The following is a 24,173-nucleotide window of genomic DNA, read 5'->3' on the forward strand; positions in this document are numbered from 1 at the left end:
TTTCGTCATCTGCAATCGTTTGCAATTTATCCGCGTTACGCCCTTGACATCGGCTCTTAACCTCCGTGACCATGAGGGCCGTCGTTCCATTCGGACTTGACTAGATATTCAGACAGCGCCCCCTGAGATGAGGCATGGACGATGACCGAAACACCTTCTTCCGTCCCACCCGGCTGGTCCCGGCGCGGATTCGTCGGTACCACCGCGGCCGCGATCGGCGTCGCCTCGCTCGGGATCACCCCGACTGCGAGCGCGCAGACCGGCAGCGCGGCGGCCACCGCGACCGCGAACGACGACCAGCTGCCGGCCTTCCCCGGTGCCGAGGGCGCCGGCAAGTGGTCGAAGGGCGGCCGCGGCGGCTCCGTGTACGAGGTGACCACGCTGGCCGATTCCGGACCCGGCTCGCTGCGTGACGCGGTCTCCGGCTCCGACCGGACGATCGTCTTCCGGGTCTCCGGCACGATCCAGCTGGAGACCGGGCTGCTGATCGCCGGCAACAACCTGACGATCGCCGGACAGACCGCGCCTGGTGGCGGGATCTGCGTGGCGGGACACAGTACGAACATCAAGGGCAGCGCGCACGACATCGTGATCCGCTACCTGCGCTTCCGGCTCGGCGACGAGAACGAGATCGCCGACGACTCGTTCAACACCAACGTCCCGGGATCGGTCAGCCCGCAGATCCGCAACCTGATCATCGACCACTGCTCGTTCAGCTGGGCCGTCGACGAGTGCCTGTCGCCGTACGGCAACTTCGACGTCACCGTCCAGTGGTGCATCATCTCCGAGGGCCTGGCGCTGTCCGCGCACCCGAAGAACCGGCACGGGTACGGCGGGATCTGGGGCGGCGAGCGGAACACGTACCACCACAACCTGCTCGCCCACGAGGGCGGCCGCAACCCGCGCTTCGGCTACACCGAGGGCATCAGGCTCGAGGTCGACCACTACAACAACGTGGTCTACGACCACGGGTACACCTCGCTGTACGGCGGCGAGTGGGCCAACGGCATCAACATCATGAACAACTTCTACAAGCCCGGCCCGACCACGCAGCCCGAGGTCGCGCCGGTGGTGCTGAGCGCGAACCGCGGCGGCCAGTGGTACGTGGCCGGCAACCAGGTCGAGGGCCACCCCGAGGTCACCACCAACAACCGCAAGGGCATCCGGTACCCGATCGGCGGCATCGTCGAGCTGACCCAGCCGCAGCCGATCCCGGGCCGCGGCGACCTGCAGACGGCCAACAAGGCGTACGACGCGGTGCTCGCGAACGCCGGCGCGATCCTGCCGAAGCGGGACGCGGCCGACGCCCGGGTGATCGCGGAGGTCCGCAACGGCACCGGACGGCTGATCAACTCGCAGAAGGACGTCGGTGGCTACCCCGAGCTCGTCCAGACCGAGGCGCCGGTGGACTCCGACCACGACGGCATTCCGGACTGGTGGGAGAAGGCGAACGGCCTGGACCCCAACGACCCGTCCGACGCGCAGAAGATCGCCCCGAACGGGTACACATACCTCGAGAACTACCTGAACTCGCTGGTCCCGAACCCGGTCGGCAACCCGACCGTGGCGATCACCAGCCCCGCCGACGACCAGACCGTTGCCGGCCGGACCGCGCCGACCGTCACGATCAAGGCGAACGCCGCGGCCGCCAAGGGCGGCGAGATCGCCAAGGTCGAGTTCTTCGTCGGCGACCAGCTGATCGGCACGGCGACCAGCGCGCCGTACCAGGTCCAGTGGAAGAACGTTGCCGACGGCTCCTACTGGCTGACCGCGCGGGCCACCGACAAGAACGGCACGGCGACCCAGTCGACCGCGGTCCAGACGCACGTCAACCGGCAGACCGGTACCGGCGCCTGGACCTCGGCCGCGGTGGGCAAGCCGCCCGTGCCGGGCTCGGGCAACCTGGAGAACGGCGTACTGACCATCAAGGGGTCGGGCCGGATCTACGGGCGGAACAGCAACTTCCACTACGTCTACCAGAAGCTCCGGGTCGGCGGCGACGGCGCGGTCTCGCAGATCACCGCGCGGCTGGACAAGATCAGCAAGGTCGCCAACGGCCTGACCGCGGGCCTGATGATCCGCGACAGCCTCGACCCGGCCGCCCCGTTCATGTACGGCGGCATCGGGTACGGCGTGGCCGGCGGGTACGGCACCGTGAACGACAACGCGAGCGCGGCGCCGACCGCCACCGACGACGGCGGCATGAAGGCCCAGGCGATCCGGATCCAGACCGACGGGTCGGTGCCGAGCGTCGGCCCGTGGCCGTGGGACGGGTCGTACCTGGACCACACGAAGGTCTACTGGCTGCGGTTGCTCCGGCGCGAACGCCCGCAGTTCCGGGACGTCGAGTTCGAGGCCTTCATCTCCACCGACCAGGTCAAGTGGGACCGCTTCGGCTACGAGAAGATCGTGATGCCGAGCAGCTCCTTCTACATCGGTTTCGCCGTCGACGGCGGCCGGATCGACAACGCGCTCGTGGACTACGGGACCGCGCAGTTCAGCAACATCACGCTCGAGCAGCAGTGAGGTATTGAGATGCCCAAAGGCACTGAAAGCATGATCAACCGGCGCCGCCTGCTGCAGGGCGGACTCGGACTGCTCGCGGTCGCGACCGTCCCCGGTTGCGGTTTCTTCGACACCAAGCCCGCCGGGTCCGGCGCGCAGGCGGCGACGGCCGGCGAGAAGGAGTCGCCGATGCTGAAAGCCCTGGTGGACAAGGGATCCCTGCCCGCGCTGGCGGACCGGCTGCCGAAGAACCCTCCGGTGATCAAGCCGCTCGAGGGCAAGGCGCAGTACGGCGGCACCTGGCGGTCGGCGATGCTGACCCAGGAGGACACCCAGTGGCTGTGGTACGCGATGCGCTACGAGCCGCTGCTGCGCTGGAAGCCGGACAAGGTCGGCAAGCCGGGGTACGACGAGATCGAGGCGAACACCTGCGAGTACACGGTCGACGCCGAGAGCAAGGTGTACACGTTCACGTTGCGCGAGGGCCTGAAGTGGTCGGACGGCAAGCCGTGCACGGCGGACGACCTGCTGTTCACGATCCTCGAGGTGCAGTGCGACGAGGGCCTGCACCCGGACGGCCTGTACGACGCGTTCACCTCGCCGGACACCGGCAAGCTGGCGAAGGTCGAGAAGGTCGACGAGCGCACGGTCAAGATGACCTACACCTCACCCCAGCCGTCGCTGCTCGTCCAGATCGCCGACGCGATCTTCGAGCGTGAAGGTGCGTACGGGATGCTGCTGCCGAAGCACTACTTCCAGCAGTTCCACCTGAAGTACAACAAGAACGCGAACGCGCTGGCGAAGAAGGCCGGCGTCGGCAGCTGGACCGACCTGTTCACCCAGAAGCAGAACCCGTGGACGAATCCGGACCAGCCGACGCTCGCGGCCTGGAAGGTCGAGACGCCGCTCGGCAAGAGCTCCGCGGTCACGCTGACCCGGAACCCGTACTACTGGAAGGTCGACGACGCCGGCCGCCAGCTGCCGTACATCGACAACTGCCGCGTCGAGGTCGTCCAGGACGCGCAGGTCGAGCTGCTGAAGGTGATGAACGGCGAGTTCGGCATGCAGTACCGGAACTTCGGTACGCCGCAGAACAAGCCGGTCGTCGCGCAGAACCGGCAGAAGGGCGGCTACAAGATCTTCGAGGTGCCGACCCAGCTGACCAACACGATGGTCATCGGCCTGAACATGACGCACAAGGACCCGGTGAAGCGGGCGCTGTTCGCGAACAAGGAGTTCCGGGCCGGCCTGTCGCACGCGATCAACCGCAAGGAGGTCATCGACGCGGTGTACGCCGGCCAGGGTGAGCCCTGGCAGGGCGCGCCGCCGAAGGACTCGCCGTACTACAACGAGCAGCTGGCCACGCAGTTCCTGGAGTTCGACGCGACCAAGGCGAACCAGCACCTGGACGCCGCCGGCCTGACGAAGAAGTCCGCGGACGGCAAGCGGCTCGGTGCGGACGGCAAGCCGGTGTCGGTCACGGTCCTGGTCAGCGAGTCGTTCCCGGACCACGTCGAGGCGATCGAGTTCGTGAAGAAGCGGTGGGCCGCGGTCGGGGTCGAGCTGCGCACCCAGGCGGTCAGCGAGGACCTCTACAAGGAACGGGTCAAGGGCAACGACCACGACGCCGGCACCTGGACCTGCGGCACCTTCGTGCTGCCGACCGGTACCGGCGGCGACCACTACTGGGTGCCGACCAACGACGGCTCCGCACGGTACGGGATCGGCTGGGCGCAGTGGTACCAGTCGGACGGCAAGAAGGGCATCACCCCGCCCGCCGAGGTGCAGAAGCAGATGAAGCTGTTCACCCAGGCGCGCCAGGAGCCGGACCCGGACAAGACGCTCGAGCTGGGCAAGCAGATCCTGCAGATCGCGGCCGACCAGTTCTACTACATCGGCGTCAGCTCGGTCCCGAACACCTACGGTGTGGTGAAGAACGACTTCCACAACGTGCCGTCGACGATGAGCGAGTCGGTTGCCCCGGGCATCGTCCACCCCGAGCAGTTCTCGATGGGACAGTAGCCGATGCTGCGATTCGTGGCCCGGCGGGTCGTCTGGATGTTCATCACGCTGGCGGCGATCTCGTTCGTCACCTTCGTGGTCATCAAGCTCCCGCCGGGCGACTACACCAGCACGGTGATCGCGAACGCGGAGGCCCGCGGCCAGGACATCCCGGATTCGCAGATCGCCGAGCTGAAGCGGCACTACGGGCTCGACAAGCCGTTCATGGTTCAGTACCTGACCTGGATCGGGGGCGTCGTCCTGCACGGCGACCTCGGCCAGTCGTTCGCCTGGAACCAGTCGGTGGCGAGCCTGATCGGCAGCCGGGTACTGCTGTCGATGGTGCTGTCGATCGCCAGCCTGCTGTTCGTCTGGGCGATCGCGTTCCCGATAGGCATCTACAGCGCCCTGCGGCAGTACTCCACCGGTGACTACGTGGCGTCCTTCCTCGGCTTCATCGGGATGGCCGTCCCGGAGTTCATGCTCGCGCTGGTGATGATGTACGTCGGGTTCCGGTACTTCGGGCAGAGCGTCGGCGGGCTGTTCTCACCGCAGTACGCCGACGCCGCCTGGAACCTGGGCAAGCTGCTCGACCTGCTCTCGCACCTGTGGGTCCCGATCGTGGTCGTCGGCGTGGCCGGCACCGCGGGCCTGATCCGGATCACCCGCGCGAACCTCCTCGACGAACTGCACAAGCCGTACGTCGCGACCGCGCGGGCGAAGGGCCTGCCGGAGTGGAAGCTGCTGCTCAAGTACCCGGTCCGGATGTCGCTCAGCCCGTTCTTCAGCACGGTCGGCTGGCTGCTGCCCGGGCTGATCAGCGGCGAGACGATCGTCTCGGTCGTGATGAGCCTGCCGACCAGCGGCCCGCTGCTGCTCGGCGCGGTGAAGAGTCAGGACATGTACCTGGTCGGCAGCTTCGTACTGATCCTCAGCACGCTGACGGTGATCGGCACGATGCTCAGCGACCTCGCACTGGCCTGGTGGGATCCGCGGATCCGCACCCGGTTCTCGAAGGGATAGATATGGCCCAGCAGACCGAGGCGCTGCCTGTCGCACAAGAGGTGGTGAAGAGCCTCAGGGATCACGGCGCGCTGCCGCAGTGGCGGCTGATGTGGCGGCAGTTCCGCCGGCACAAGCTGGCGCTGATCGGCCTGATCGTACTGATCCCGATCTACTTCATCGCGATCTTCGCCGGCTTCTTCGCGCCCTCGAACCCCGACACCGCGCACACCGCGCTGCCGTACGCCCCGCCGCAACGGGTGCACGTCTCCGCGGAGCACGGCATGTTCGTGTACGGGTATTCGTCGACGCGGAACAAGGAGACGTTCGAGCAGACCTTCACCGTCGACAAGTCGAAGATCGTGAAGGTCGGGCTGTTCGTGCACGGCGACGAGTACTCGCTGCTCGGTCCGATCAGGTCCGACATCCACCTGATCGGCCCGGTCACGGCCGGCGAGCCGTTCTTCCTGGTCGGCGCCGACCAGTCCGGCCGGGACCTGCTGTCCCGGCTGATCCACGGTGCCCGGGTGTCGCTGTCGATCGGCCTGGTCGGGGTGTTCGCGAGCTTCCTGCTCGGGATGCTGATCGGCGGTATCTCCGGCTACCTGGGCGGAACCGTCGACAACCTGATCCAGCGGGTCATCGAGTTCATCATGTCGATCCCGACACTGCCGCTGTGGATGGCGCTGTCAGCCGCGCTGCCCGGCGGCTGGGGACCGCTGACCAGGTACTTCGCGATCACCGTGATCCTGTCGCTGATCGGCTGGACCGGCCTGGCCCGGGACGTCCGCGGGCGGTTCCTGAGCCTGCGCGAGGAGGACTTCGTGATGGCCGCCCGGCTGGACGGGGTCGGCCGGACCGGGATCATCTTCGGCCACATGGTGCCGTCGTTCGCCAGCCACATCATCGCGTCGGTGTCGATGGCGGTGCCGCGGATGATCCTCGGCGAGACCAGCCTGTCGTTCCTCGGCCTCGGCCTGCAGCCACCCGCGGTCAGCTGGGGTGTGCTGCTCGAGGGCGCGCAGAACGTCCGCGCGGTCGCCACCGCCCCGTGGTTGCTCACCCCGGGCCTCGCGGTCGTGGTCGTCGTACTCGCGATGAACTTCGTCGGCGACGGTCTCCGCGACGCCGCCGATCCCTACAAGTAGGAGCCTTCTCATGCAACCTTTGCTGGAAGTGCGCTCGTTGAGGACCCACTTCGAGCTCGGCGACGGAGTGGTGAAGGCCGTCGACGGCGTCAGCCTGACCGTGCCGCGTGGTCGCACCCTGGCCGTGGTCGGTGAGTCAGGCTGCGGCAAGAGCGTCACCGCCCGCTCGATCCTGCGGCTGGTGGAGAAGCCGGCCCGGATCGTGGGCGGCGAGATCCTGCTGTACGACGATGACGCCGGCGCCTCGGGCGCCGAGCCGCTCGACCTGCTGGCCGCGAAGGACAAGCGGCTGCGCCAGGTGCGGTGGGCCGACATCGCGATGGTGTTCCAGGAGCCGATGGCGTCGTTGAGCCTGGTGCACACGATCGGCGACCAGATCGTCGAGGCGGTCCGGCTGCACGAGAACGTCGGCAAGCAGGCCGCCCGGGAACGCGCGATCGAGATGCTCGACCGGGTCGGGATCCCGGACCCGAAGCGCCGGGTGGACTCGTACCCGTTCGAGCTCAGCGGCGGCATGCGGCAGCGCGCGATGATCGCGATGGCGCTGTCCTGCCGGCCGCGGCTGCTGATCGCGGACGAGCCGACCACCGCGCTGGACGTCACCACCCAGGCGCAGATCCTGGACCTGCTGCAGGACCTGCAGCAGGAGCTCGGCATGGCGATCATGCTGATCACGCACGACCTCGGCGTCGCGGCGCAGGTCGCCGACGAGGTCGCGGTGATGTACCTCGGCGAGGTCGTCGAGCAGGGCCCGGCGTCCGCCGTGCTCAGGAAGCCGAAACATCCTTATACGCAAGCGCTTGTGCGTTCGGTCCCCAGGCTGGGACAGAGTCAGCAGGACCGGCTGGTCGCCGTCCGCGGGACGGTGCCGCCGCCGTACGAACGACCGTCGGGCTGCCGGTTCCACCCGCGGTGCGACGCGTTCATGGCCGGCAAGTGCGACACGACCGTGCCGGCCCGGGTGCGCAGCGACGAGATCGACGTGGCATGCCTGCTGTACGGCGAGGAGCAATCATGAGCCTGCTGGAGACCCGGAACCTGACGATGCACTTTCCGCTGAGCGGCGGGTTTCTCGGCCGGAACCGCGGGTATGTGAAGGCGGTCGACGGTGTCGACCTGGCGATCGATCCCGGGCGCACGCTCGGGCTGGTCGGCGAGTCCGGCTGCGGCAAGACCACGCTCGGCCGCTGCATCGTGCGGGCGTACGAGCCGACGTCCGGCAGCATCATGTTCGACGGCGTCGACCTGGCGTCGCTGAGCGAGCAGCAGTTGAAGCCGTACCGGGCGCAGGTCCGGCTGATCTTCCAGGACCCGCACTCCTCGCTGGATCCGCGCAAGACGCTGCGCGACATCATCGCCGAGCCGCTGAAGGTCCAGGGCGCCGGCTCCCGGGACGAGATCGACGACAGGGTCGCCGCACTGCTGCGCCGGGTCGGGCTCCGGGCCGAGTACGCGCACCGCTACCCGCACGCGTTCAGCGGCGGCGAGCGGCAGCGCGTGGTGATCGCCCGGGCGCTCGCGACCGAGCCGCGACTCGTGGTCGCGGACGAGGCGGTCAGCGCGCTCGACGTGTCGGTCCGCGCCCAGATCCTGAACCTGCTGCGCGACCTGCAGGAGGAGTCCGGGCTCACCTACCTGTTCGTCTCCCACGACCTCGGCATCGTCGAGCACGTCGCCGACGACGTCGCGGTGATGTACGTCGGCAAGCTCGTCGAGAGCGCGTCGACCGAAGAGCTCTACACCAAGCCCCTGCACCCGTACACCGAGGCGCTGCTGAGCGCCGTACCGGATCCCGACCCCGCGTCGCGCGGAAAGCGTGAGCGGATCAAGCTGCGCGGCGAGATCGCGGATCCCTCGAAGGTGCCGGCCGGCTGCCCGTTCCATCCGCGGTGCGGGTACGCCGAGGACCGGTGTGCGACCGAAGTGCCGCAGTTGCGCGAGATCGGCGGAAAACCTGGCCGCAGAGTCGCGTGCCACCTCGCCGAGCAGCTGGATCTGAAGGGTGTCCTGACGGCCACCACCGCCCCGTAAGAGAGGTCCGTCCATGTCTGAAAGTCACAACGTCTCCGACTCGTCCGAGACGCCTGCACAGTCGCCGGCCCAGTCGCCGGCACCGTCCGGCCTGTCCCGTCGCGGGTTCGTGCGCAACGGCGCGCTGCTCGGCGGGCTGGCGGCCGCCTTCGGCGGGATGCTCCCGGCCGGAACGGCTGCCGCGACCACCACGAGCTCGACCACCGCGACGCCGCGGATGGGTACGAACTCCGCGACCGGGACCGTCGACATCCCGAACAAGTACAACGTGCCGTTCTCGGTCGACGACGACGAACTGTTCGTGTTCGCCGCGAACTTCAAGCCGTTCGAGCTCGGCGGCAACGACTCGGGCCGGGAGGCGCACCGCTACTTCGACGCCGTGTTCGGCGACGCGATCCGGGCGAAGTTCCCGAACATCAAGCTCAAGTACGCGACCTGGGACTACCCGGTCCGGTACGAGGACCTGGCCAAGGCCGGCCGGGTGCCGGACCTGATCCTGGAGGACCCGCGGCTGCGGATCGACCGGGACCTCGAGCCGCTCGGCTGGACCCAGGACCTCACGGCCGCCGTCCAGACGGCCGGGATCGACCTGAGCACGCTGAACCTCGGCTCGGTGGAGCAGATCAAGTCCCGCTCCGACGGCGGCCTGTACGGCGTCCCGCTGTGGATCGACGAGAGCCTGCTGTTCTACAACAAGCGGATCTTCGACAAGTTCAAGGTCAAGTACCCGACGCTGGGTTCGACGTACGACGACGTCTTCAAGCTGGCCGAGAAGCTGACCGTGCAGGACGGGCTCGACCACTACAAGGGCTACATGCAGCACCCGGACAACTACCTGGCGATGAACCAGCTCGGGTTGTACCCGTTCGTCCCCGGGGACAGCGAGCAGCCGGCGCCGGAGGACGTCAAGGTCAACCTGACGAGCCCGGAGTGGAAGTCGGTCGCGGACAACCTGTACCGCTTCCTGATGATCCCGCGGAACAACTTCACCACCGTGGACGACTTCTTCAAGGGCGACATGAGCTTCCCGGGCCACCTCGCGATGGCGGTGAACAGCCTGTCGAAGCTGAACGCGTACGCCCTCAGCTCGTACTACATCGAAGAGGACGACGCCGCGCAGTACGCCGAGTGGGCGAAGAGCGTGCAGATCGGCGTCACCTCGATGCCGGTGCTGTCCCGCGGGTCGAAGACGATCTACCAGCCGGACACCCGGGCGGCGTTCATCCCGCCGCAGTCCCAGCACCAGGACCAGGCGTGGGACGTGGTCAAGTACCTGGTGTCGGAGGAGATGCAGTCCCGGATCTCGTCGTACGGCATGAAGGCGGTGCTGAAGACCGACGCCGTGGTGAACGCGTTCGGCAAGGCGATCCCGGAGCTGGCGGCCATCGACACCTCGGCCGTGTACTGGGGCGACAACGCGGTGATCAAGAACTACAAGAACACCGAGTACTGGGACATCCCGCTGTACAAGGTGTTCCGGCAGCACGTGCTCAAGGACGGCATGGACGTCGCGTCCTCGCTGCAGGTCGCCGAGCAGCAGGACATCCCGGACTACATCAAGGCGCAGGTCGCCCGCGGGCTCACATGGTGATGGACCCCAGGTTCGACGGCCGCATCCGTGAGGGTGCGGCCCTCCTGCCCACGATCCATCCCGGCGACAGCCACGCCGTCACGTTGGTGGAGACCGCCGCCGGCGACCTGCTGGCCGCCTGGTTCAACGGACCGGGCGAGGGCGAGCCGGACACGAACATCGTCCTCTCCCGCCTTCCGGCGGGCTCGGACACCTGGTTGGAGCCGGTCCAGCTGTCCTCCGACCCGCAACGCTCCGAACAGAACCCGGTCCTCTTCGTCCCGCCGCCTCCGGCGGGGGAGGAGGCGGCTGCGGGTGGGGAGGTCTGGTTGTTGCATACGTCGAACGAGCCGCACGACCAGTCGACCTCGCGGGTGATCCGGCGGGTTTCGTCCGATGGTGGGGTGACCTGGGGCCGGAGCGAGGTGATGTTCGACCAGCTGGGCAGCTTCATCCGGAACCCGATCGTCGTGCTGAGCAACGGGGACTGGCTGTTGCCGGCGTACGACTGCGACAAGACCGCCGAGCGGACCGTGCTGAAGCTGAGCACGGACCGCGGGGAGAACTGGTCGACCGTGGAGGTGCCGGACGCGGTCGGGCAGGTGCAGATGAGTGTGGTGGAGCTGTCGCCAGGCGAACTCGTCGGGTACTTCCGGAGCCGTGCCGCCGACCGCATCCACCGGTCGGTGTCGAAGGACAACGGCCGCACCTGGACCGCCCCCGAGAAGACCTCGCTGCCGAACAACAACTCCGCGATCCAGGTGCTCCGGCTGATCGACGGCCGCCTGGTCATGGTGTTCAACGACTCGTCCGCGGAGCGCGACCAGTTCCGCTGGGTCGACGACGGCAAGGGCGGCGTCCGCCGGAAGACCCTGCGCACCCCGCTCACGCTGGCGTTGTCCGAGGACGACGGCGCGACCTGGCCGTACTGGCGGAACCTGCAGGTGCAGGACGCCGAGTACCGCGACAACGAGTTCGGCTACTCGTACCCGACGCTGCTGCAGACCCGCGACGGGCAGCTGCACGTGGCGTACTCGTACCTGCGGAAGACCATCAAGCACGTGATCCTGGCGCCCGAGTGGATCCAGGCGGGAGACCGATTGCCATGACTATCGAGAAGTGGGGCCTGCACGAGCTCACCCTGACCGGACCTGCCGAAGGCAATCCCTTCGCGGAGGTGGAGTTCCAGGTCACCTACCAGTTCCGGAACCGGATGGTGACCGTCGACGGCTTCTACGACGGTGACGGGATCTACCGCGCGCGGTTCTCCCCGGACCGTGAAGGCGAGTGGTCGTACATCACGTCCAGCTCGGCGGTGGAGCTCGACGACCACCGCGGCACCTTCACCTGCACGCCGCCCGGTCCGGACAACCACGGTCCGGTCGAGGTGCTCGGCAGGCACCACTTCTGCTACGCCGACGGCAGCCGCTACGACTGCATCGGCACCACCTGCTACCACTGGACGTACGAGACCAAGGAGCTCCAGGAGCTCACGCTGGAATCGTTGCGCGAGGCACCTTTCGACAAGGTCCGGATGTGCCTGCTGCCGACCGACGGCATGCGCCCGGAGCGGGTGCCGTTCGCCGGCTCGACGCCCGGCTCCGTGGACGTCGACCGCTACGACCCGGTGTTCTTCCGGCACTTCGAGAGCCGGGTCGCGGACCTGCTCGCGCTCGGCATCCAGGCGGACCTGATCCTGTTCCACCCGTACGACAAGGGCGTCTGGGGTTTCGACCGGATGACGCCGGCGCAGGACGCGGCGTACCTGCGGTACGTCGTCGCCCGGTTGGCGGCGTACCGGAACGTGTGGTGGTCGCTGTCGAACGAGTACGACTTCAACCACGAGAAGACCGTCGCGGACTGGGACCGCTCGCTGCAGCTGGTCCAGCGGTACGACCCGTACCAGCGGCTGCGGTCGATCCACAACGGCACCAAGATGTACGAGGTCTTCACGCCGTACGACTTCGCCAAGCCGTGGATCACCCACCAGAGCGTGCAGCACTGGGACGGCGCCGAGACCGCGACCTGGCGGGACTGCCCGAAGCCGGTGGTGATCGACGAGATCGGGTACGAGGGCAACGCCGGGCGCCGCTGGGGCAACCTGACGGCGGACGAGATGGTGCACCGGTTCTGGCAGGGGATGGCGCTCGGCGGGTACGTCGGGCACGGCGAGTCGTTCGTCGACCGCGAGACCCGGGCCTGGATCTCGGTCGGCGGCCGGCTGTACGGCGAGAGCCCGGAGCGGATCGACTTCCTGCGCGGGGTGTTCGCGGGCCTGCCGCGGCAGTCGGACGGTGACGTCGACCGCGCCCGGTGCGTGCTGCACTACCTCGGCGACCGTCAGCCGTCGGCGGTGGACCTCGACCTGCCGGACGGCTCGCCGTTCCACTTCGACCTGATCGACACCCGCGCGATGACGATCACCCCGTTGGCCGACTACTCCGGCCCGAGCCGCATCCCGCTGCCCGCCACCCCGTACCTCGCGCTGAGAGGCACCCGATGACGTCAGTAGCACGCTGGGACGTGCTCGAACTCGCACTCTCCGAACCGACGGTCTTCCGGCACTCGTCCGGAGCCACCGCTTACGCAGAACCCTTCGGCGGGCAGCTGCGCTTCAGCCCGGATCTGGAGGGGGAGTGGACGTACGCGGGCGGCTCGTTCGCCTGCACCCCGGCGACGTCCCGTGGCCCCGTGCGGAGGGCGGGTACGACCGTGCGTTGGGCGGACGGTACGCCGTACCACCCGCTCACCACCGAGTGGTTCGGCTCGCCGGACCAGTGGGCCGCCGCCCGCCCCGCGCTGGCGGCTTCTCCGTTCAACAGGGTACGTCTGCGGGCGTCGTCCGCCCTCGAGGAACAGGTCCGCGACCTGCTGGACGCGGACATCGTCGCGGACGTCCTGCTGCCTGCCGACGAGCCTGTCGTGCGGGACACGGTCAACCGTCTAGGGGCCTTCCGCAACATCACCTGGTGCCTCGAGCCCTCCGGCAACTCCCGGCGGCTGGCCGAACTGATCGCCGAGCTGGACTCCGGCCGGCACCTGATCTCGATGCATGAGGCAACCGACCCCGGGCCGCCGTGGCTCACGCACCTCAGCGTGCGGCTGGAGAACCTGCGCGGTGTGTCCGCGCTCCGCCGCAACTTCGCCAAGCCCGTCTTCGTGGACGCCTGCGGCCACGAAGGCAACGGCACCACCCCCGACACGAGCCTCCGCCCGGAGGAGCTGCTCACCCGCATCTGGGAAGGAACGGTCCGCGGCGCCTACGTGACCCACGGCGAGTCGTACGTCGACGCGCCCTGGTCCGCGGGTGGTAGCCGGCCGACCGGGGTCGTGGCGCAACGGTTGCGGTTGCTGCGCGAGGTCCTGGACGAGCTGCCCGACGGCGTCGAGCCGATCGACGACTACCGGGATGCGCCGACGCTGGCGGTGCCTGGCGAGTATTACCTGCAGTACCTCGGGGAGCACCAGTTCCCGGATCGTACGTTCACGCTTCCTGCCGGCGCGTACGACGTCGACGTACTGGACGTCTGGAACCACTCCGTCCGCCGGACTCGCGAGGACGTCACGGACACGTTGACGGTCCGGCTGCCCGGTACGCAGTACCAGGCGATCCAGATCCGCCGGGCGTCCTGATGCCCGCGCTCACCTCCGGATCGCGGCAGGCCGAACTGCGGCGCACGCCCGACGGCGTCGTACTGCAGCTCGGACTGGCGGACGGGACGACGTACCTGGAGCGCCCGCTGGCCGGTCTGCTGACGTATTCGGCCGGCCGCCCGTGGCAGCTGGAGGCGCCGCAGCCCGACGGCTGGTGGAGCTCGCGCCGTGCCGGTGAGCATCGGGCCGGCTTCCGTACCGGGCCGCTCGCCGTCGAACTGCGACTCTCGTTCGACACGTCGGACCGGTTGAATCTGGAGGTGCGCTGGCGCAACACCGGTCAGCGCCGGATCGCGGACCTCGCCGTCGGGCTGTTGCTGGACCTCGGTCGCGTGCAGGACAGCCGGCTGACGATTCCCGGCCTGATCTACAACGACAACCCGTCCGCCGACCCGTTGCGCGCCGTACCGCGAATCGGGCACACGCCCGGTGGCGGGTTCGTCGCCGAGGAGGACCGGCTGCCGATCCCGGGGATCAACCTGGAGTGGCGGGCCGGACGCGATCGCCGATGGCTGTCGGTGTTGTCCCGCCCACAAGCACGCCGTTCGGCCGACGGGCAGGTCCGCTACGGTTCGCTCGGCGTCATCCGGCAGGACGGGCCGGTGATCGCGGCGCTCAGCGGCGTACTGATGTTCGACGGCAAGCAGGACGTGCGCTACGTCAGCAAGGCGGAGACGGAGGCCACCGACGACGGTTACCTCACGCTCCGGCCGGGCGAGGTCTTCACGCAGCGGTTGGTCCTCGACTGGGGTCCGTTGGAGGTGCGCGGGCACGCGTTCCGGCAGTTGGTCCGCACCGGGCGTGAGCTGTTCTCCTCGCCGGGCGCGAGCGGGCTGACCGTGGCCGAGTCGATCGCGTTGAAGACGGTTGCCCTGGACAACAGGTGGTACCAGGCGGGCGCTGTTGCCGGATACACCAAGTTCAGCGACATCCCGGGCAACGGGCCGGTCAAGCCGACGCACTTCATGTACGGATGGACCGGGCAGGCGCTCAAGCTGGCCTGGTGCGACGCGCAGCTCGGCTTCACATCTCGGGACCGGCTGCGGATCGACCGTTGCCGCTCGGCCGTCGAGTTCTACCTCACCGGCAGCGGTACGCCGACACCCGGGCTGCGGCACAACGCGTACCAGGTCGACACCCGCCGCTGGACGAGTTTCCGCACCGGGAGCCGCCCGATGATCTCGAGCCGCGCGTACGGCGAGACGATCAGCGACCTGGCGGATGTCGTCGCGCTCTTCCGCCGGTACGACGAACCGGTGCCGCCGTCGTGGCTGGACGCCCTCGAACAAGCAATGGTCTTCCTGCGCGGTGCCCAGCTGCCGGACGGCACTTTCCCGGTCGGCTGGCGGCTCGACGGTACGCCGGCCGCGACGACCGTGTCCTCCGCCGGGATCCCGTGCGTACTCGCCGCACTCAAGGCGTCCGAAGTACTCGGCCACTCCGGACTGTTGTCCGACGCAACCACCTGGCTGTCCCGCTACCACGACCAGCACGCGCGGACCTTCGACCGACCGTTCGCACGCTCGACGCTGGACGCCGCCTGCGAGGACAAAGAGGCCGGCATGTACTACTTCATGGCCGCCTACGAACTCTTCCGCCGCACCGGCGACCCGCGCTACGCCGGCTGGTGCGAGGTGGCCGCCGACTGGCTCCTGACCTGGGTGTACGTGTGGTCCCCGGAACAGGACGCGGACGCTCCGCTGCACAGGTCCGGCTTCAACCTGATCGGGTGGCCGTCGGTCAGCGTGCAGAATCACCACCTCGACGTCTTCTTCCCGACGTACGAGCTGCTCGCTTTCGGCCAGGCCGTCGATCGGCCCGAGTACGTCGCCGCCGCGCGGACCACGCTCCACGCCATGACCCAGGGCATCGCGGCGAACCCTGGTGACTGGAATTTCCCGCTCCCCGGCGAACAGGGCGAAGCGGTCTTCCAGACGCACTGGCAGCGCCGAGGCCACACGAACACCTGGAACCCGAGTTGGGTGATCGCCGTACCGCTCGCCAACGCACTCCGCATCCAGAGCTCATGCGCGATCGACTGATCACCGACTACGGAGCCGTCGCCGGAACCGACTGCTCGGGTGCCATCGCGCAGACGATCGAGGCCGGCGGGCGGGTCGTCGTGCCGCCTGGTGTGTTTCTGACCGGACCGATCAGGTTGCGCAGCAACGTCGAGCTACACGTGTCGGCCGGCGCCACCCTGCGCTTTCACACGGACGCCACGACATATCCGATCGTCCGCACGCGCTGGCAGGGCATCGAGTGCTTCAGCCACTCGCCGCTGATCTACGCGTACGGCGAGACCGACGTCGCGATCACCGGCACCGGGACGCTCGACGGCGGCGCGAGCACCGGCAACTGGTGGAGCAGCACCCGCCCGCGGACCGACTGGGAACGGCTCGTACAGCTGGTCGAGGACGGCGTACCCGTCGAGGAACGGGTCTTCGCGCCGGGGCACGGCTTCCGGCCGAGTTTCGTGCAGCCGTACGAGTGCCGGCGGGTCCGCATCGAGGACGTGCGGATCGTCAACGCGCCGATGTGGGTCGTGCATCCGGTGTTCTGCACGGATGTCCTGGTGCGTGGCGTCACGGTCGATTCGCTCGGTCCGAACAACGACGGCTGCAACCCCGACTCGTGCGAGGACGTGGTGATCACCGGCTGCTCGTTCACGACCGGCGACGACTGCATCGCGATCAAATCCGGCCGCGACACCGACGGCCGCCGGGTGGCACGGCCGTCCCGCAACATCCTGATCGAGTCCTGCCGGTTCACCGCCGGACACGGCGCACTGACGATCGGCAGCGAGGTCTCCGGCGGCGTCCACGACGTCCATGCCTGGGACCTGCAGATCACCGGCACCGATCACGCGATCCGGATCAAGACCAACTCCGACCGCGGCGGCCTGATCGAGAACCTCACCGCCACGAACGTCACCGCGACCGCCCTCACCACCTCCGCCGTCCTCATCACCACCCGCCACGCCGAACCGGACCCACCCGGCGCCCACCCTCCCGCCGTACGCAACATCACCATCACCAACCTGACAACTCACACCACCCCCCGCACGGTAGAGATCCTCGACACCCCCGAGGCCCCCGTCGAAGGTTTCACCCTGACCTCCGACCCAACGCGCTGAACAAGCCGACCGGACCGAGCTGGCCCGGCTTCAGCAGAACTTCGTCGACGTACGGCGAGGTGGTGCGGCAGAGGTGGACGCCGGGCGCGAGCGACGCGGCGAACTCCAGGGCCGTGACGTCGAGAGCCCGTAGCACCTGCCCGGAGGTGTCGCCGCCGGCGACGACGAGTCGGCGTACCGCGGTCTCGGCTGAGACGGTGCGCACGACCTCGGCCAGTGCATGCGGCAGTTGCGGGAGCTCCTCGGGGGTGAGCTCGTTCGTATGGACGACGACTCCGTCCACACCTGCGCCGAACGCCGCAACCGCCTGCTGCGCAACACCATCCGCCAGCGGTAGCACCGTCCACCCGTGCGCCCGCACGTCCTCGATCTGCTCCGCCGTACGCCGCGACTGACTCCCGGCTACCACCAACACTTGCCCTTCGCCACGCACAACCCCCTCGCCCCCGACTCCGTCCGGCCGAAGCGCAAGCGCCACCGCCCGGGACAACCCGCCGGACCCGACCGCAAACCGAGACCGCAGAATCCGCGGACCATGCTCCCGCAGATCCCGCTCCACCAAAGCATCGAGAACCACGGCATCAGGAGGAGAGGCAGACCCCGCGCCCGCGACCCGGCCGGACTCCACGTCCGGGGCGCGGGTGGGCTCCGCGCCTGGGGTTGGGGTGGCTGCTGCATGTGGGGCGGTGGTCGGCTGCGGGGTGGGAGGGGGAGCTACCCGGGTGGGCGGTTCGTGAAGGTGTTCGGCGGTGATGGTCAGGGTGGTTTGGGCGGAGAGGTGGAGGCGGAGGTCGGATTCGTGGATGGGGGTGCTGGGGTGGGTGGACATGGTGGGTTGGCGGTCGAGGCGGTGGGTGGTGCCGGATTCGGTGGCGAAGTGGTGGCTGAAGACGGTGTAGCGGCCCAGCTCGGGCTGGGCTATCAGGATGGGGGTGGGGGTAGTGGGGGCGCAGATGTCGCGGCCGATCTCCAGGGCTCGGCCGATGCTGCCTCGGGTGGGGGAGGAGTCCGCGGTCGAGCAGACCTTGTACTGGATCAGGCGTGGGCCGAGGTCGTGGAGCGCCTGCAGCACCGGCCGCACCTCCGCCTCCTGTTCGTCCGGCGGCAACGCGCGGGCGATCCCCGCCACACCGATCACGTCGTGCCGGGCCGCCAACTCCGCCAGCTCTGATGCCGGCGGCAACTTCACGAGCAACACGGTCCGCAATCCGACCCGCGCGAACTGCACCATCGCGTCGGTCGACCCCGTGAAGTCGTCCCCGTAGAACGCAACCTCAACCACGCGCGCCTCCCGCCGCGTCGTCCCGGGCTGCGGGCCTCGGACCACCGAAGGTGTCCAGAGCCTGTTGCAGTGCGGGGACATCACGAGCGGCAGCGTGCAGGTCTTGCCCGGAGGTTGCGGCGCACCAGGCGGCTCGCATGGCGGCCACTCCGGCAGCCGACCCGCCCGGGTGGCCGTGGATGCCGCCACCTGCCAGGACGAGGAGGTCGGTGGTGTCGGTACGGCGGTACGTCTCCGGCGCCAGGCCGGGAGTTTGCCCGGAGGAGAGCACCGGCAGCGTCTCGTAGCCGCCGAGCATCGGCGTCCGTACCGCGTTGATCGAGCGCAGGACCTCCTCGTCGGTCTCGTAGAACTTGTTCGACAGACCGTTCGTGTGCAGGTGATCCGCACCCGCGAGCCGCGCCAGCTTCGACCAGGCCACGTAGTCGATCCCGAGCTGTGGCGCGCGCGTGTACACCCCGGTCATCGCGCGGTGCCCGTGGATCGGCAACGCGCAGCGCTCCCGCAACCACGCGAGTCCGGTGAAGCCGATCAGGTTCACACACGCCATCACGCAGGTCCCGCCGGCCGCCCGCACGAGATCGTGATTCGACGCCATCCGGTCCAGATCGTCGGTGATGTTGAACGCGTACATCGGCCGCCGTCCGGTCCGGGCCGCGACCTTGTCGAGCTCCTCGGTGACGACGGCGACCCGCTCAGCGAGCGGTGAGTGCGGCGGGTTGCCCATCAGCTCGTCGTCCTTGATGAAGTCGATCCCCGCCTCGGCGAGCTCACGGACGAGCAAACGCAACTCCTCCGGCGGCAGGCCGATACTCGGCTTCACGATCGTGCCGAGCAGTACGCCCTCCGGCCGGTCGAGCAGCTTCCGCGTCCCGCGGACGCCGTACTGCGGACCGGGGTAGCGCTCGGTGAACGCGGGTGGGAGGTCGAGGTCGAGCAACCGGATGCCGGCCAGTTGCCGGAGCTCGAACAGGTTGCCCGCGACGGCGGCGAGCAGGTTGGGCAGGGACGGCCCGAAGTTGTCCAGACCGAAGGCGATCCGGACCTCGGCGCTGCGTTTTCGCCCGGTCCCGGTCGCGCCGGGGAGGTCCGCGTTGCCGGTCGGCGCGATCTCGGCGACGGACAGCACCCGCGCCGCGAACCGCTCGCGGAGCTCGGACGTCTCACGCGCGACCTTCACGAACGTCCCTGTCGACTGCTCGCCGGCGATCGCCTCGGCGGCCTGGTCGAGTGGCAGGTAGGTCTCGATCAGGTAGGTCGCGACGACCTCTTCGGCTGCTGGCATCGGGCGCTCCTTCGGCGAGGGAATGCGCCCAGTCTCCGCCACCGATCGTCAAGAAAACAAGGCGGATCGGCCAGCCTGTGGATAGCCGGTTGACATCGGACCCGGTGAAGGCAAAGGTTTTCCTATGGTGACGATTCCCGCGACCCTGCTGCTCGAGGACCGGGCCGCGCTGGCGATGAACGCGGTCACCGGCCTGGCCGACGACGACCGGGACGGCATCCCGTTCTTCAGCGCGAACCTGCTGGCCCGCCCGGCCCGGATGGACCACGGGGACTGGGACTACGGCTCCAGCCACGGCCGGCTCACCGACGCGATCCTGCTGACCCGGCAGATGACCGGCGGCAAGGACTGGGAGCCGCGCTGGGACGCGATCGCCGACCGGTATCGCCAGCGGCTGTTCACGTTCCTGGCCGACGACGGTCTGACGTACCGCGAGACCCACCCCAAGGGCCACTGGCTGCCGAACGCGAACCTCATCGACCAGCGCGCCACGCTGCTCGCGATGACGACCGCGGTGATCGCCACCGACGACCCACAGGCGCGCAACGCCGCCGACCGTCAGGTCGCGGCGCTGAAGCGGATCGCGATCAAGGAACGCGACGTCTGGTTCTACCCGGCGTCGGAGTACACGAAGGACGGCTGGCCGTCGTCGAACGCGATCGACCTGCACCTCGCACCCGACCCCGCGTCGTTCTCGGGCCGGCTGATCATGCCGTTGCTGCGTTACCACCAGGCGACCGGCAACACCGACGCGCTCGAGCTGTGCGAGTGGTTCGCCCGGCTGATCGTCGAGAAGAGCGGTGTCTTCAACGCCGACGGCAGTTTCAATCCGGCGCGGGCGTACCGCAGCGGTCACTTCCATACCCGGGTCGGCACGCTGGAAGGCCTGGCACGGTTGGCCAGGCACACCGGCGATCACGGGCTGACCGAGTTCGTCCGCCGTAGCTACGACTGGGTCCTGGGGGAGGCGACCCGGTTCGGGTGGACGCCCGGCGACCTGGCGGACCAGCAGTACGAGCACGAGACCTGTTCCCTCGTGGACCTGATCGGTCTCGGTGCGACGCTGGCCGGAAACGGACACACGCAGTACTGGCCGGTCGTCGAGCGCTTCGTCCGGAACCACCTCGCCGCGTCGCAGCTGCAGGACGTGAGCTGGGTCGAGTCCGCGCCGGACCGCTCCCAGGACGAGCCCGGCTGGCGCACCTACGTGAACGTCGGCGAGCGAGTCCTCGGGGCGTTCTGCGGGTACGGCGCGCCGAACGACTACGTCTCCGACGTACCACTGGGCCGCGGGCACACGAACGACGTCCAGGCGTGCTGCGTCGGCTCCGGTGTGCGCGGGTTGTTCTGGGCATGGAACAGCATCGTCAGCGGTGACAGCCGGCTGACGCGGGTGAACCTGTTGCTGACGCGGGGCCACCATGCGGTGGACGTGATCAGTCATCTTCCGGTGGAAGGCAAGGTCGAGCTGCACGTCAACGAGCCGCTGGAGGAGCTGCGGGTGCGGATCCCGGACTGGGCCGGGTACGCGCGGCTGCGGCTGGCGCGCGGTGCCGAGGAACGGACCGGCGCGGAGCGGATCTGGGCGCCCGACGGGTACCTGTCGATCCCGAAGGCGCAGCCGGGGGAGCGGATCGTCGTGACGTTCCCGATGGTGCGGCAGACCACCACGGAGGTTGCGGCGGGCAACGAGTTCCGCACCACCTGGCACGGTGACGACGTGATCGCGATCGACCCGCCGGGGACGTCCCGGCCGATGTACGGCGACCGCCCGGAGCACGCCGGCGGCGTCCGGGAGTACGAGCTCCACCGACCCGAGACGGAGTGGTCCTGGTGACAACTGACTGGGTGCTGTCCGAGGCACCGGATCCGGCCGAGCTGACCGGGCTCACGGCGTACGACCTGCGCTGCGAACACCGGGTCGAGCCGCTCGGCATCGGTACGGCGCGGCCGCGGCTGAGCTGGCGGCTGGCGTCACCGGCCCGCGGCGACAGGCAAGACGCGTTCCGGGTGCGGGTGCTGCGCGACGGCGGACAGGTCTGGGACAGCGGGTGGCGGTCCGAGTGGGAGACGTACGTCGACCACGGCGGCGCGCCGTTGACCTCGCAGACCGACTATGTCTGGCAGCTGTCGGTGCGGGACCCGGCGGGGCAGGTGACCAGTGCCGAGGCGACGTTCGCGACCGGGCTCTTCCACGACGACGAGTGGGAGGCGCACTGGATCGAGCACGACTACGAGACCGACCCGTACTTCGAGCCGCCGGTCGACCGCCAGGAGCCGCGAACGGTGCGCCAGGCCACGATCGCGCCGCCGAGGCACTACCGGCGCTCGTTCGAGCTGACCCGATCTGTCAGCCGGGCACGCATCTACGCGACCGCGCACGGGCTGTACCAGTTCAGCGCCAACGGCGAGCGGGTCGGTGAGGACGAGCTGACGCCCGGATGGACCGACTACCGGGAGCGGGTCGCCTATCAGACGTACGACGTGACCGACCTGTTGCACGAGGGCGAGAACGTCATCGGTGCCGTGCTCGGTGAGGGCTGGTGGTCCGGGTACGTCGGGTGGGACACGCGCAGTCACGCGCACCACTACGGCAAGAAGCCGCAGCTCCTGGCGCAGCTCGTCGTCGACCACCCGGACGGTTCGCGGACCGTGGTGGCGACGGACGGGCGCTGGGTCGAGCACGTCGGGCCGATCCGGTTCGCCGATCTGCTGATGGGGGAGTCGTACGACGCCCGCCTCGAGCTCGGCGACTGGTCGAGCCCGGGGTACGACGCCGGCGACTGGGTGCCGGCGGGTGACCTCGGCGGTGACGTGTCGACGCTGATCGCCGCGACCACCGATCCGGTGCGGGTCACCGAAGACGTGCCGGCTGTCAGCGTCTCGAAGGTCGACGAGGCCCGCTACATCGTCGATCTCGGGCAGAACCTGGCGGGCCGCGTGCGGTTGCGGGTGCGCGGCGCGGAGGCCGGGGACCGGATCCGGTTGCGGCACGGCGAGATGCTGCAGGCCGACGGCTCGCTGTACACCGCGAACCTGCGGACCGCCGACGCGACCGACTACTTCGTCAGCGCGGGCGCCGGCGAGGAGTTCTTCGAGCCGATCTTCACCGTGCACGGCTTCCGCTACGTCGAGATCGACGGCTATCGGGGCGAGTTGACCGTCGCGGACGTCGTCGGCCGCGTGCTGCATTCGGACACCCCGGTGGCGGGGCGGTTCGAGTGCTCGGACGAAGGCGTCAACCAGCTGCTGAGCAACATCCGCTGGGGTCAGCGGGGCAACTTCGTCAGCGTGCCGACCGACTGCCCGCAGCGCGACGAGCGACTCGGCTGGACGGCGGACGCGCAGATCTTCCTGCCGACCGCGGCGTACCAGGCCGACGTACTGACGTTCTTCGAGAACTGGTTCGTGGATCTCGCGGTCGCGCAGACCGACGAGGGTGCGATCCCGGACGTCATCCCGCACGTGATCACCGGCCGGCACGGGACGCCCGCCTGGGCGGACGCGGCGACGATCGTGCCGTGGACGCTGTACCGGATCTACGGCGACGAGCGGGTCCTGCGGACCGCGTGGCCGGTGATGCGGCGCTGGGTCGACTACGTGCACCGGGCCAACCCGGACCTGATCTGGCGGCATCGGACCAGCGGGCACTACGGCGACTGGTTGCAGGTCGGGGTCGTGACGGACCGGGACCTGCTCGCGACGGCGTACTTCGCGCGGAGCGTCGAGTTCACGGCGGCAGCGGCCCGGGTGCTCGGGCTGGCCGACGAGGCCGCGGCGTACGGCGAGTTGTGGGAGAAGATCAGGGCGGCTTTTGTCGCCGAGTTCGTGGACGCCGAGGGCAAGCTTCGCGGTGACACGCAGACCGGGTACCTGCTGCCGTTGGCGTTCGGGTTGCTGGACGAGCAGGCCGAGCAGGCGGCGGTGAAGCACCTCGTCGCGGATCTCGAACGGCGCGAGCGATCACTGACCACCGGGTTCGCCGGTGTGGCGCTGTTGTGCCCGATCCTGACGAAGTACGGGTACGCCGACCTGGCCTACGACCTGCTGCACGACGACCGGTACCCGTCGTGGGGGTACTCGATCAAGCACGGCGCGACGACCGTCTGGGAACGCTGGGACGGCTGGACCGAGGAGAACGGGTTCGGCCCGGTCGCGATGAACTCGTTCAACCACTACTCGCTCGGCTCGGTCGGCGAATGGTTGTACGCCGACGTCGCCGGCATCAGCCAGTCACCGGAGTCCATCGGCTTCCGCGACCTGGTCATCCATCCCCATCCCGGCGGCCGCCTGACCTGGGCGAAGGCGTCGTACGACACCCCCACCGGCCGCATCTCCACCCGCTGGGAGCTGGCCGACGGCACGCTCACCCTCGACGTCACCATCCCGCCGGGTGCCACCGCCACCATCCACATCCCCACGACAGACCCGGAGTCGGTGCAGGAGGGCGGCCACCCACTGGCAACCGCCGAAGGCCTCACCGTCCTCACTCCGACCGCGACCACCGCCGTGTGCCGAGCCCAGCCCGGCACCTACCACTTCACCACCCCCGCCTGAAC

The 24,173-nt window shown here is 68.9% G+C and carries 16 protein-coding genes; 14 read left to right on the forward strand and 2 right to left on the reverse strand.

Features of this window, described 5'->3' with window-relative positions; translation table 11 throughout:
* Window positions 1-141 precede the first annotated feature (141 nt).
* The 12 genes from AB0M51_RS08125 to AB0M51_RS08180 are packed head-to-tail and all read left to right on the forward strand — an operon-like array spanning window position 142 to window position 17,047.
* A complete protein-coding gene (locus AB0M51_RS08125) occupies window positions 142-2,526 on the forward strand; it encodes an Ig-like domain-containing protein (RefSeq protein ID WP_344201796.1) in 2,385 nt (794 codons plus the stop codon).
* Between the two features lie 30 nt (window positions 2,527-2,556).
* Window positions 2,557-4,527, forward strand: a complete 1,971-nt coding sequence (locus AB0M51_RS08130; protein ID WP_344201793.1) for an ABC transporter substrate-binding protein — start codon at window positions 2,557-2,559, stop codon at window positions 4,525-4,527.
* 3 nt (window positions 4,528-4,530) lie between these two features.
* Complete coding sequence (locus AB0M51_RS08135) at window positions 4,531-5,529, forward strand: ABC transporter permease (RefSeq protein ID WP_344201790.1); 999 nt, start codon at window positions 4,531-4,533, stop codon at window positions 5,527-5,529.
* A 2-nt stretch (window positions 5,530-5,531) separates the two neighbouring features.
* Complete coding sequence (locus AB0M51_RS08140; protein ID WP_344201787.1) at window positions 5,532-6,656, forward strand: ABC transporter permease; 1,125 nt, start codon at window positions 5,532-5,534, stop codon at window positions 6,654-6,656.
* Window positions 6,657-6,666: 10 nt separating this feature from the next.
* Window positions 6,667-7,674, forward strand: a complete 1,008-nt coding sequence (locus AB0M51_RS08145) for an ABC transporter ATP-binding protein (protein WP_363748616.1) — start codon at window positions 6,667-6,669, stop codon at window positions 7,672-7,674.
* On the forward strand, window positions 7,671-8,687 hold the full coding sequence (locus tag AB0M51_RS08150) for an oligopeptide/dipeptide ABC transporter ATP-binding protein (RefSeq protein WP_344201781.1): 1,017 nt from the start codon (window positions 7,671-7,673) through the stop codon (window positions 8,685-8,687). The genes AB0M51_RS08145 and AB0M51_RS08150 overlap by 4 nt, the downstream gene beginning before the upstream one ends.
* 13 nt (window positions 8,688-8,700) lie before the next feature.
* A complete protein-coding gene (locus tag AB0M51_RS08155) occupies window positions 8,701-10,278 on the forward strand; it encodes an extracellular solute-binding protein (RefSeq protein ID WP_344201778.1) in 1,578 nt (525 codons plus the stop codon).
* Entirely contained in the window at window positions 10,278-11,366 is a 1,089-nt protein-coding gene (locus AB0M51_RS08160; RefSeq protein WP_344201775.1) for a sialidase family protein, read from the forward strand. The genes AB0M51_RS08155 and AB0M51_RS08160 overlap by 1 nt, the downstream gene beginning before the upstream one ends.
* Window positions 11,363-12,760 (forward strand): DUF5060 domain-containing protein, encoded by a 1,398-nt coding sequence (locus AB0M51_RS08165; protein ID WP_344201772.1) that lies wholly within the window; start codon window positions 11,363-11,365, stop codon window positions 12,758-12,760. The genes AB0M51_RS08160 and AB0M51_RS08165 overlap by 4 nt, the downstream gene beginning before the upstream one ends.
* The gene (locus tag AB0M51_RS08170; RefSeq protein ID WP_344201770.1) at window positions 12,757-13,890 is read left to right on the forward strand and encodes a DUF5605 domain-containing protein; all 1,134 of its coding nucleotides are present in this window, start codon (window positions 12,757-12,759) and stop codon (window positions 13,888-13,890) included. Before AB0M51_RS08165 ends, AB0M51_RS08170 begins: the two co-directional genes overlap by 4 nt.
* Window positions 13,890-15,953 carry a hypothetical protein gene (locus AB0M51_RS08175; protein ID WP_344201766.1) on the forward strand — a complete coding sequence of 688 codons (2,064 nt, stop codon included), beginning with the start codon at window positions 13,890-13,892 and terminating at the stop codon, window positions 15,951-15,953. Before AB0M51_RS08170 ends, AB0M51_RS08175 begins: the two co-directional genes overlap by 1 nt.
* Window positions 15,938-17,047 (forward strand): glycoside hydrolase family 28 protein, encoded by a 1,110-nt coding sequence (locus AB0M51_RS08180; RefSeq protein WP_344201763.1) that lies wholly within the window; start codon window positions 15,938-15,940, stop codon window positions 17,045-17,047. Before AB0M51_RS08175 ends, AB0M51_RS08180 begins: the two co-directional genes overlap by 16 nt.
* On the opposite strand, the gene AB0M51_RS08185 is transcribed toward AB0M51_RS08180, so the two are convergent.
* Entirely contained in the window at window positions 17,019-18,329 is a 1,311-nt protein-coding gene (locus tag AB0M51_RS08185) for a four-carbon acid sugar kinase family protein (RefSeq protein ID WP_344201761.1), read from the reverse strand. The two genes, AB0M51_RS08180 and AB0M51_RS08185, sit on opposite strands and share 29 nt — an antisense overlap.
* Window positions 18,322-19,614 (reverse strand): RuBisCO large subunit C-terminal-like domain-containing protein, encoded by a 1,293-nt coding sequence (locus tag AB0M51_RS08190; protein ID WP_344201758.1) that lies wholly within the window; start codon window positions 19,612-19,614, stop codon window positions 18,322-18,324. Before AB0M51_RS08190 ends, AB0M51_RS08185 begins: the two co-directional genes overlap by 8 nt.
* A 124-nt stretch (window positions 19,615-19,738) precedes the next feature.
* Between AB0M51_RS08190 and AB0M51_RS08195 the strand changes: the two genes are divergently transcribed.
* Together AB0M51_RS08195 and AB0M51_RS08200 are read left to right on the forward strand one after the other, a co-directional pair.
* Window positions 19,739-21,451, forward strand: a complete 1,713-nt coding sequence (locus tag AB0M51_RS08195; RefSeq protein WP_344201755.1) for a hypothetical protein — start codon at window positions 19,739-19,741, stop codon at window positions 21,449-21,451.
* On the forward strand, window positions 21,448-24,171 hold the full coding sequence (locus AB0M51_RS08200; protein WP_344201753.1) for a glycoside hydrolase family 78 protein: 2,724 nt from the start codon (window positions 21,448-21,450) through the stop codon (window positions 24,169-24,171). Before AB0M51_RS08195 ends, AB0M51_RS08200 begins: the two co-directional genes overlap by 4 nt.
* Window positions 24,172-24,173: the final 2 nt, after the last annotated feature.

Source organism: Kribbella sp. NPDC051137 (assembly GCF_040682535.1).
Lineage (GTDB): Bacteria > Actinomycetota > Actinomycetes > Propionibacteriales > Kribbellaceae > Kribbella > Kribbella karoonensis.

Excerpts from the sequence above, each read along its gene's own strand:
- AB0M51_RS08125 (WP_344201796.1), top strand. The coding sequence starts at position 142 with ATGACCGAAACACCTTCTTCCGTCCCACCCGGCTGGTCCCGGCGCGGA.
- AB0M51_RS08130 (WP_344201793.1), top strand. The coding sequence starts at position 2,557 with ATGATCAACCGGCGCCGCCTGCTGCAGGGCGGACTCGGACTGCTCGCG.
- AB0M51_RS08135 (WP_344201790.1), top strand. The coding sequence starts at position 4,531 with ATGCTGCGATTCGTGGCCCGGCGGGTCGTCTGGATGTTCATCACGCTG.
- AB0M51_RS08140 (WP_344201787.1), top strand. The coding sequence starts at position 5,532 with ATGGCCCAGCAGACCGAGGCGCTGCCTGTCGCACAAGAGGTGGTGAAG.
- AB0M51_RS08145 (WP_363748616.1), top strand. The coding sequence starts at position 6,667 with ATGCAACCTTTGCTGGAAGTGCGCTCGTTGAGGACCCACTTCGAGCTC.
- AB0M51_RS08150 (WP_344201781.1), top strand. The coding sequence starts at position 7,671 with ATGAGCCTGCTGGAGACCCGGAACCTGACGATGCACTTTCCGCTGAGC.
- AB0M51_RS08155 (WP_344201778.1), top strand. The coding sequence starts at position 8,701 with ATGTCTGAAAGTCACAACGTCTCCGACTCGTCCGAGACGCCTGCACAG.
- AB0M51_RS08160 (WP_344201775.1), top strand. The coding sequence starts at position 10,278 with ATGGACCCCAGGTTCGACGGCCGCATCCGTGAGGGTGCGGCCCTCCTG.
- AB0M51_RS08165 (WP_344201772.1), top strand. The coding sequence starts at position 11,363 with ATGACTATCGAGAAGTGGGGCCTGCACGAGCTCACCCTGACCGGACCT.
- AB0M51_RS08170 (WP_344201770.1), top strand. The coding sequence starts at position 12,757 with ATGACGTCAGTAGCACGCTGGGACGTGCTCGAACTCGCACTCTCCGAA.
- AB0M51_RS08175 (WP_344201766.1), top strand. The coding sequence starts at position 13,890 with ATGCCCGCGCTCACCTCCGGATCGCGGCAGGCCGAACTGCGGCGCACG.
- AB0M51_RS08180 (WP_344201763.1), top strand. The coding sequence starts at position 15,938 with ATGCGCGATCGACTGATCACCGACTACGGAGCCGTCGCCGGAACCGAC.
- AB0M51_RS08190 (WP_344201758.1), bottom strand. The coding sequence starts at position 19,614 with ATGCCAGCAGCCGAAGAGGTCGTCGCGACCTACCTGATCGAGACCTAC.
- AB0M51_RS08195 (WP_344201755.1), top strand. The coding sequence starts at position 19,739 with ATGGTGACGATTCCCGCGACCCTGCTGCTCGAGGACCGGGCCGCGCTG.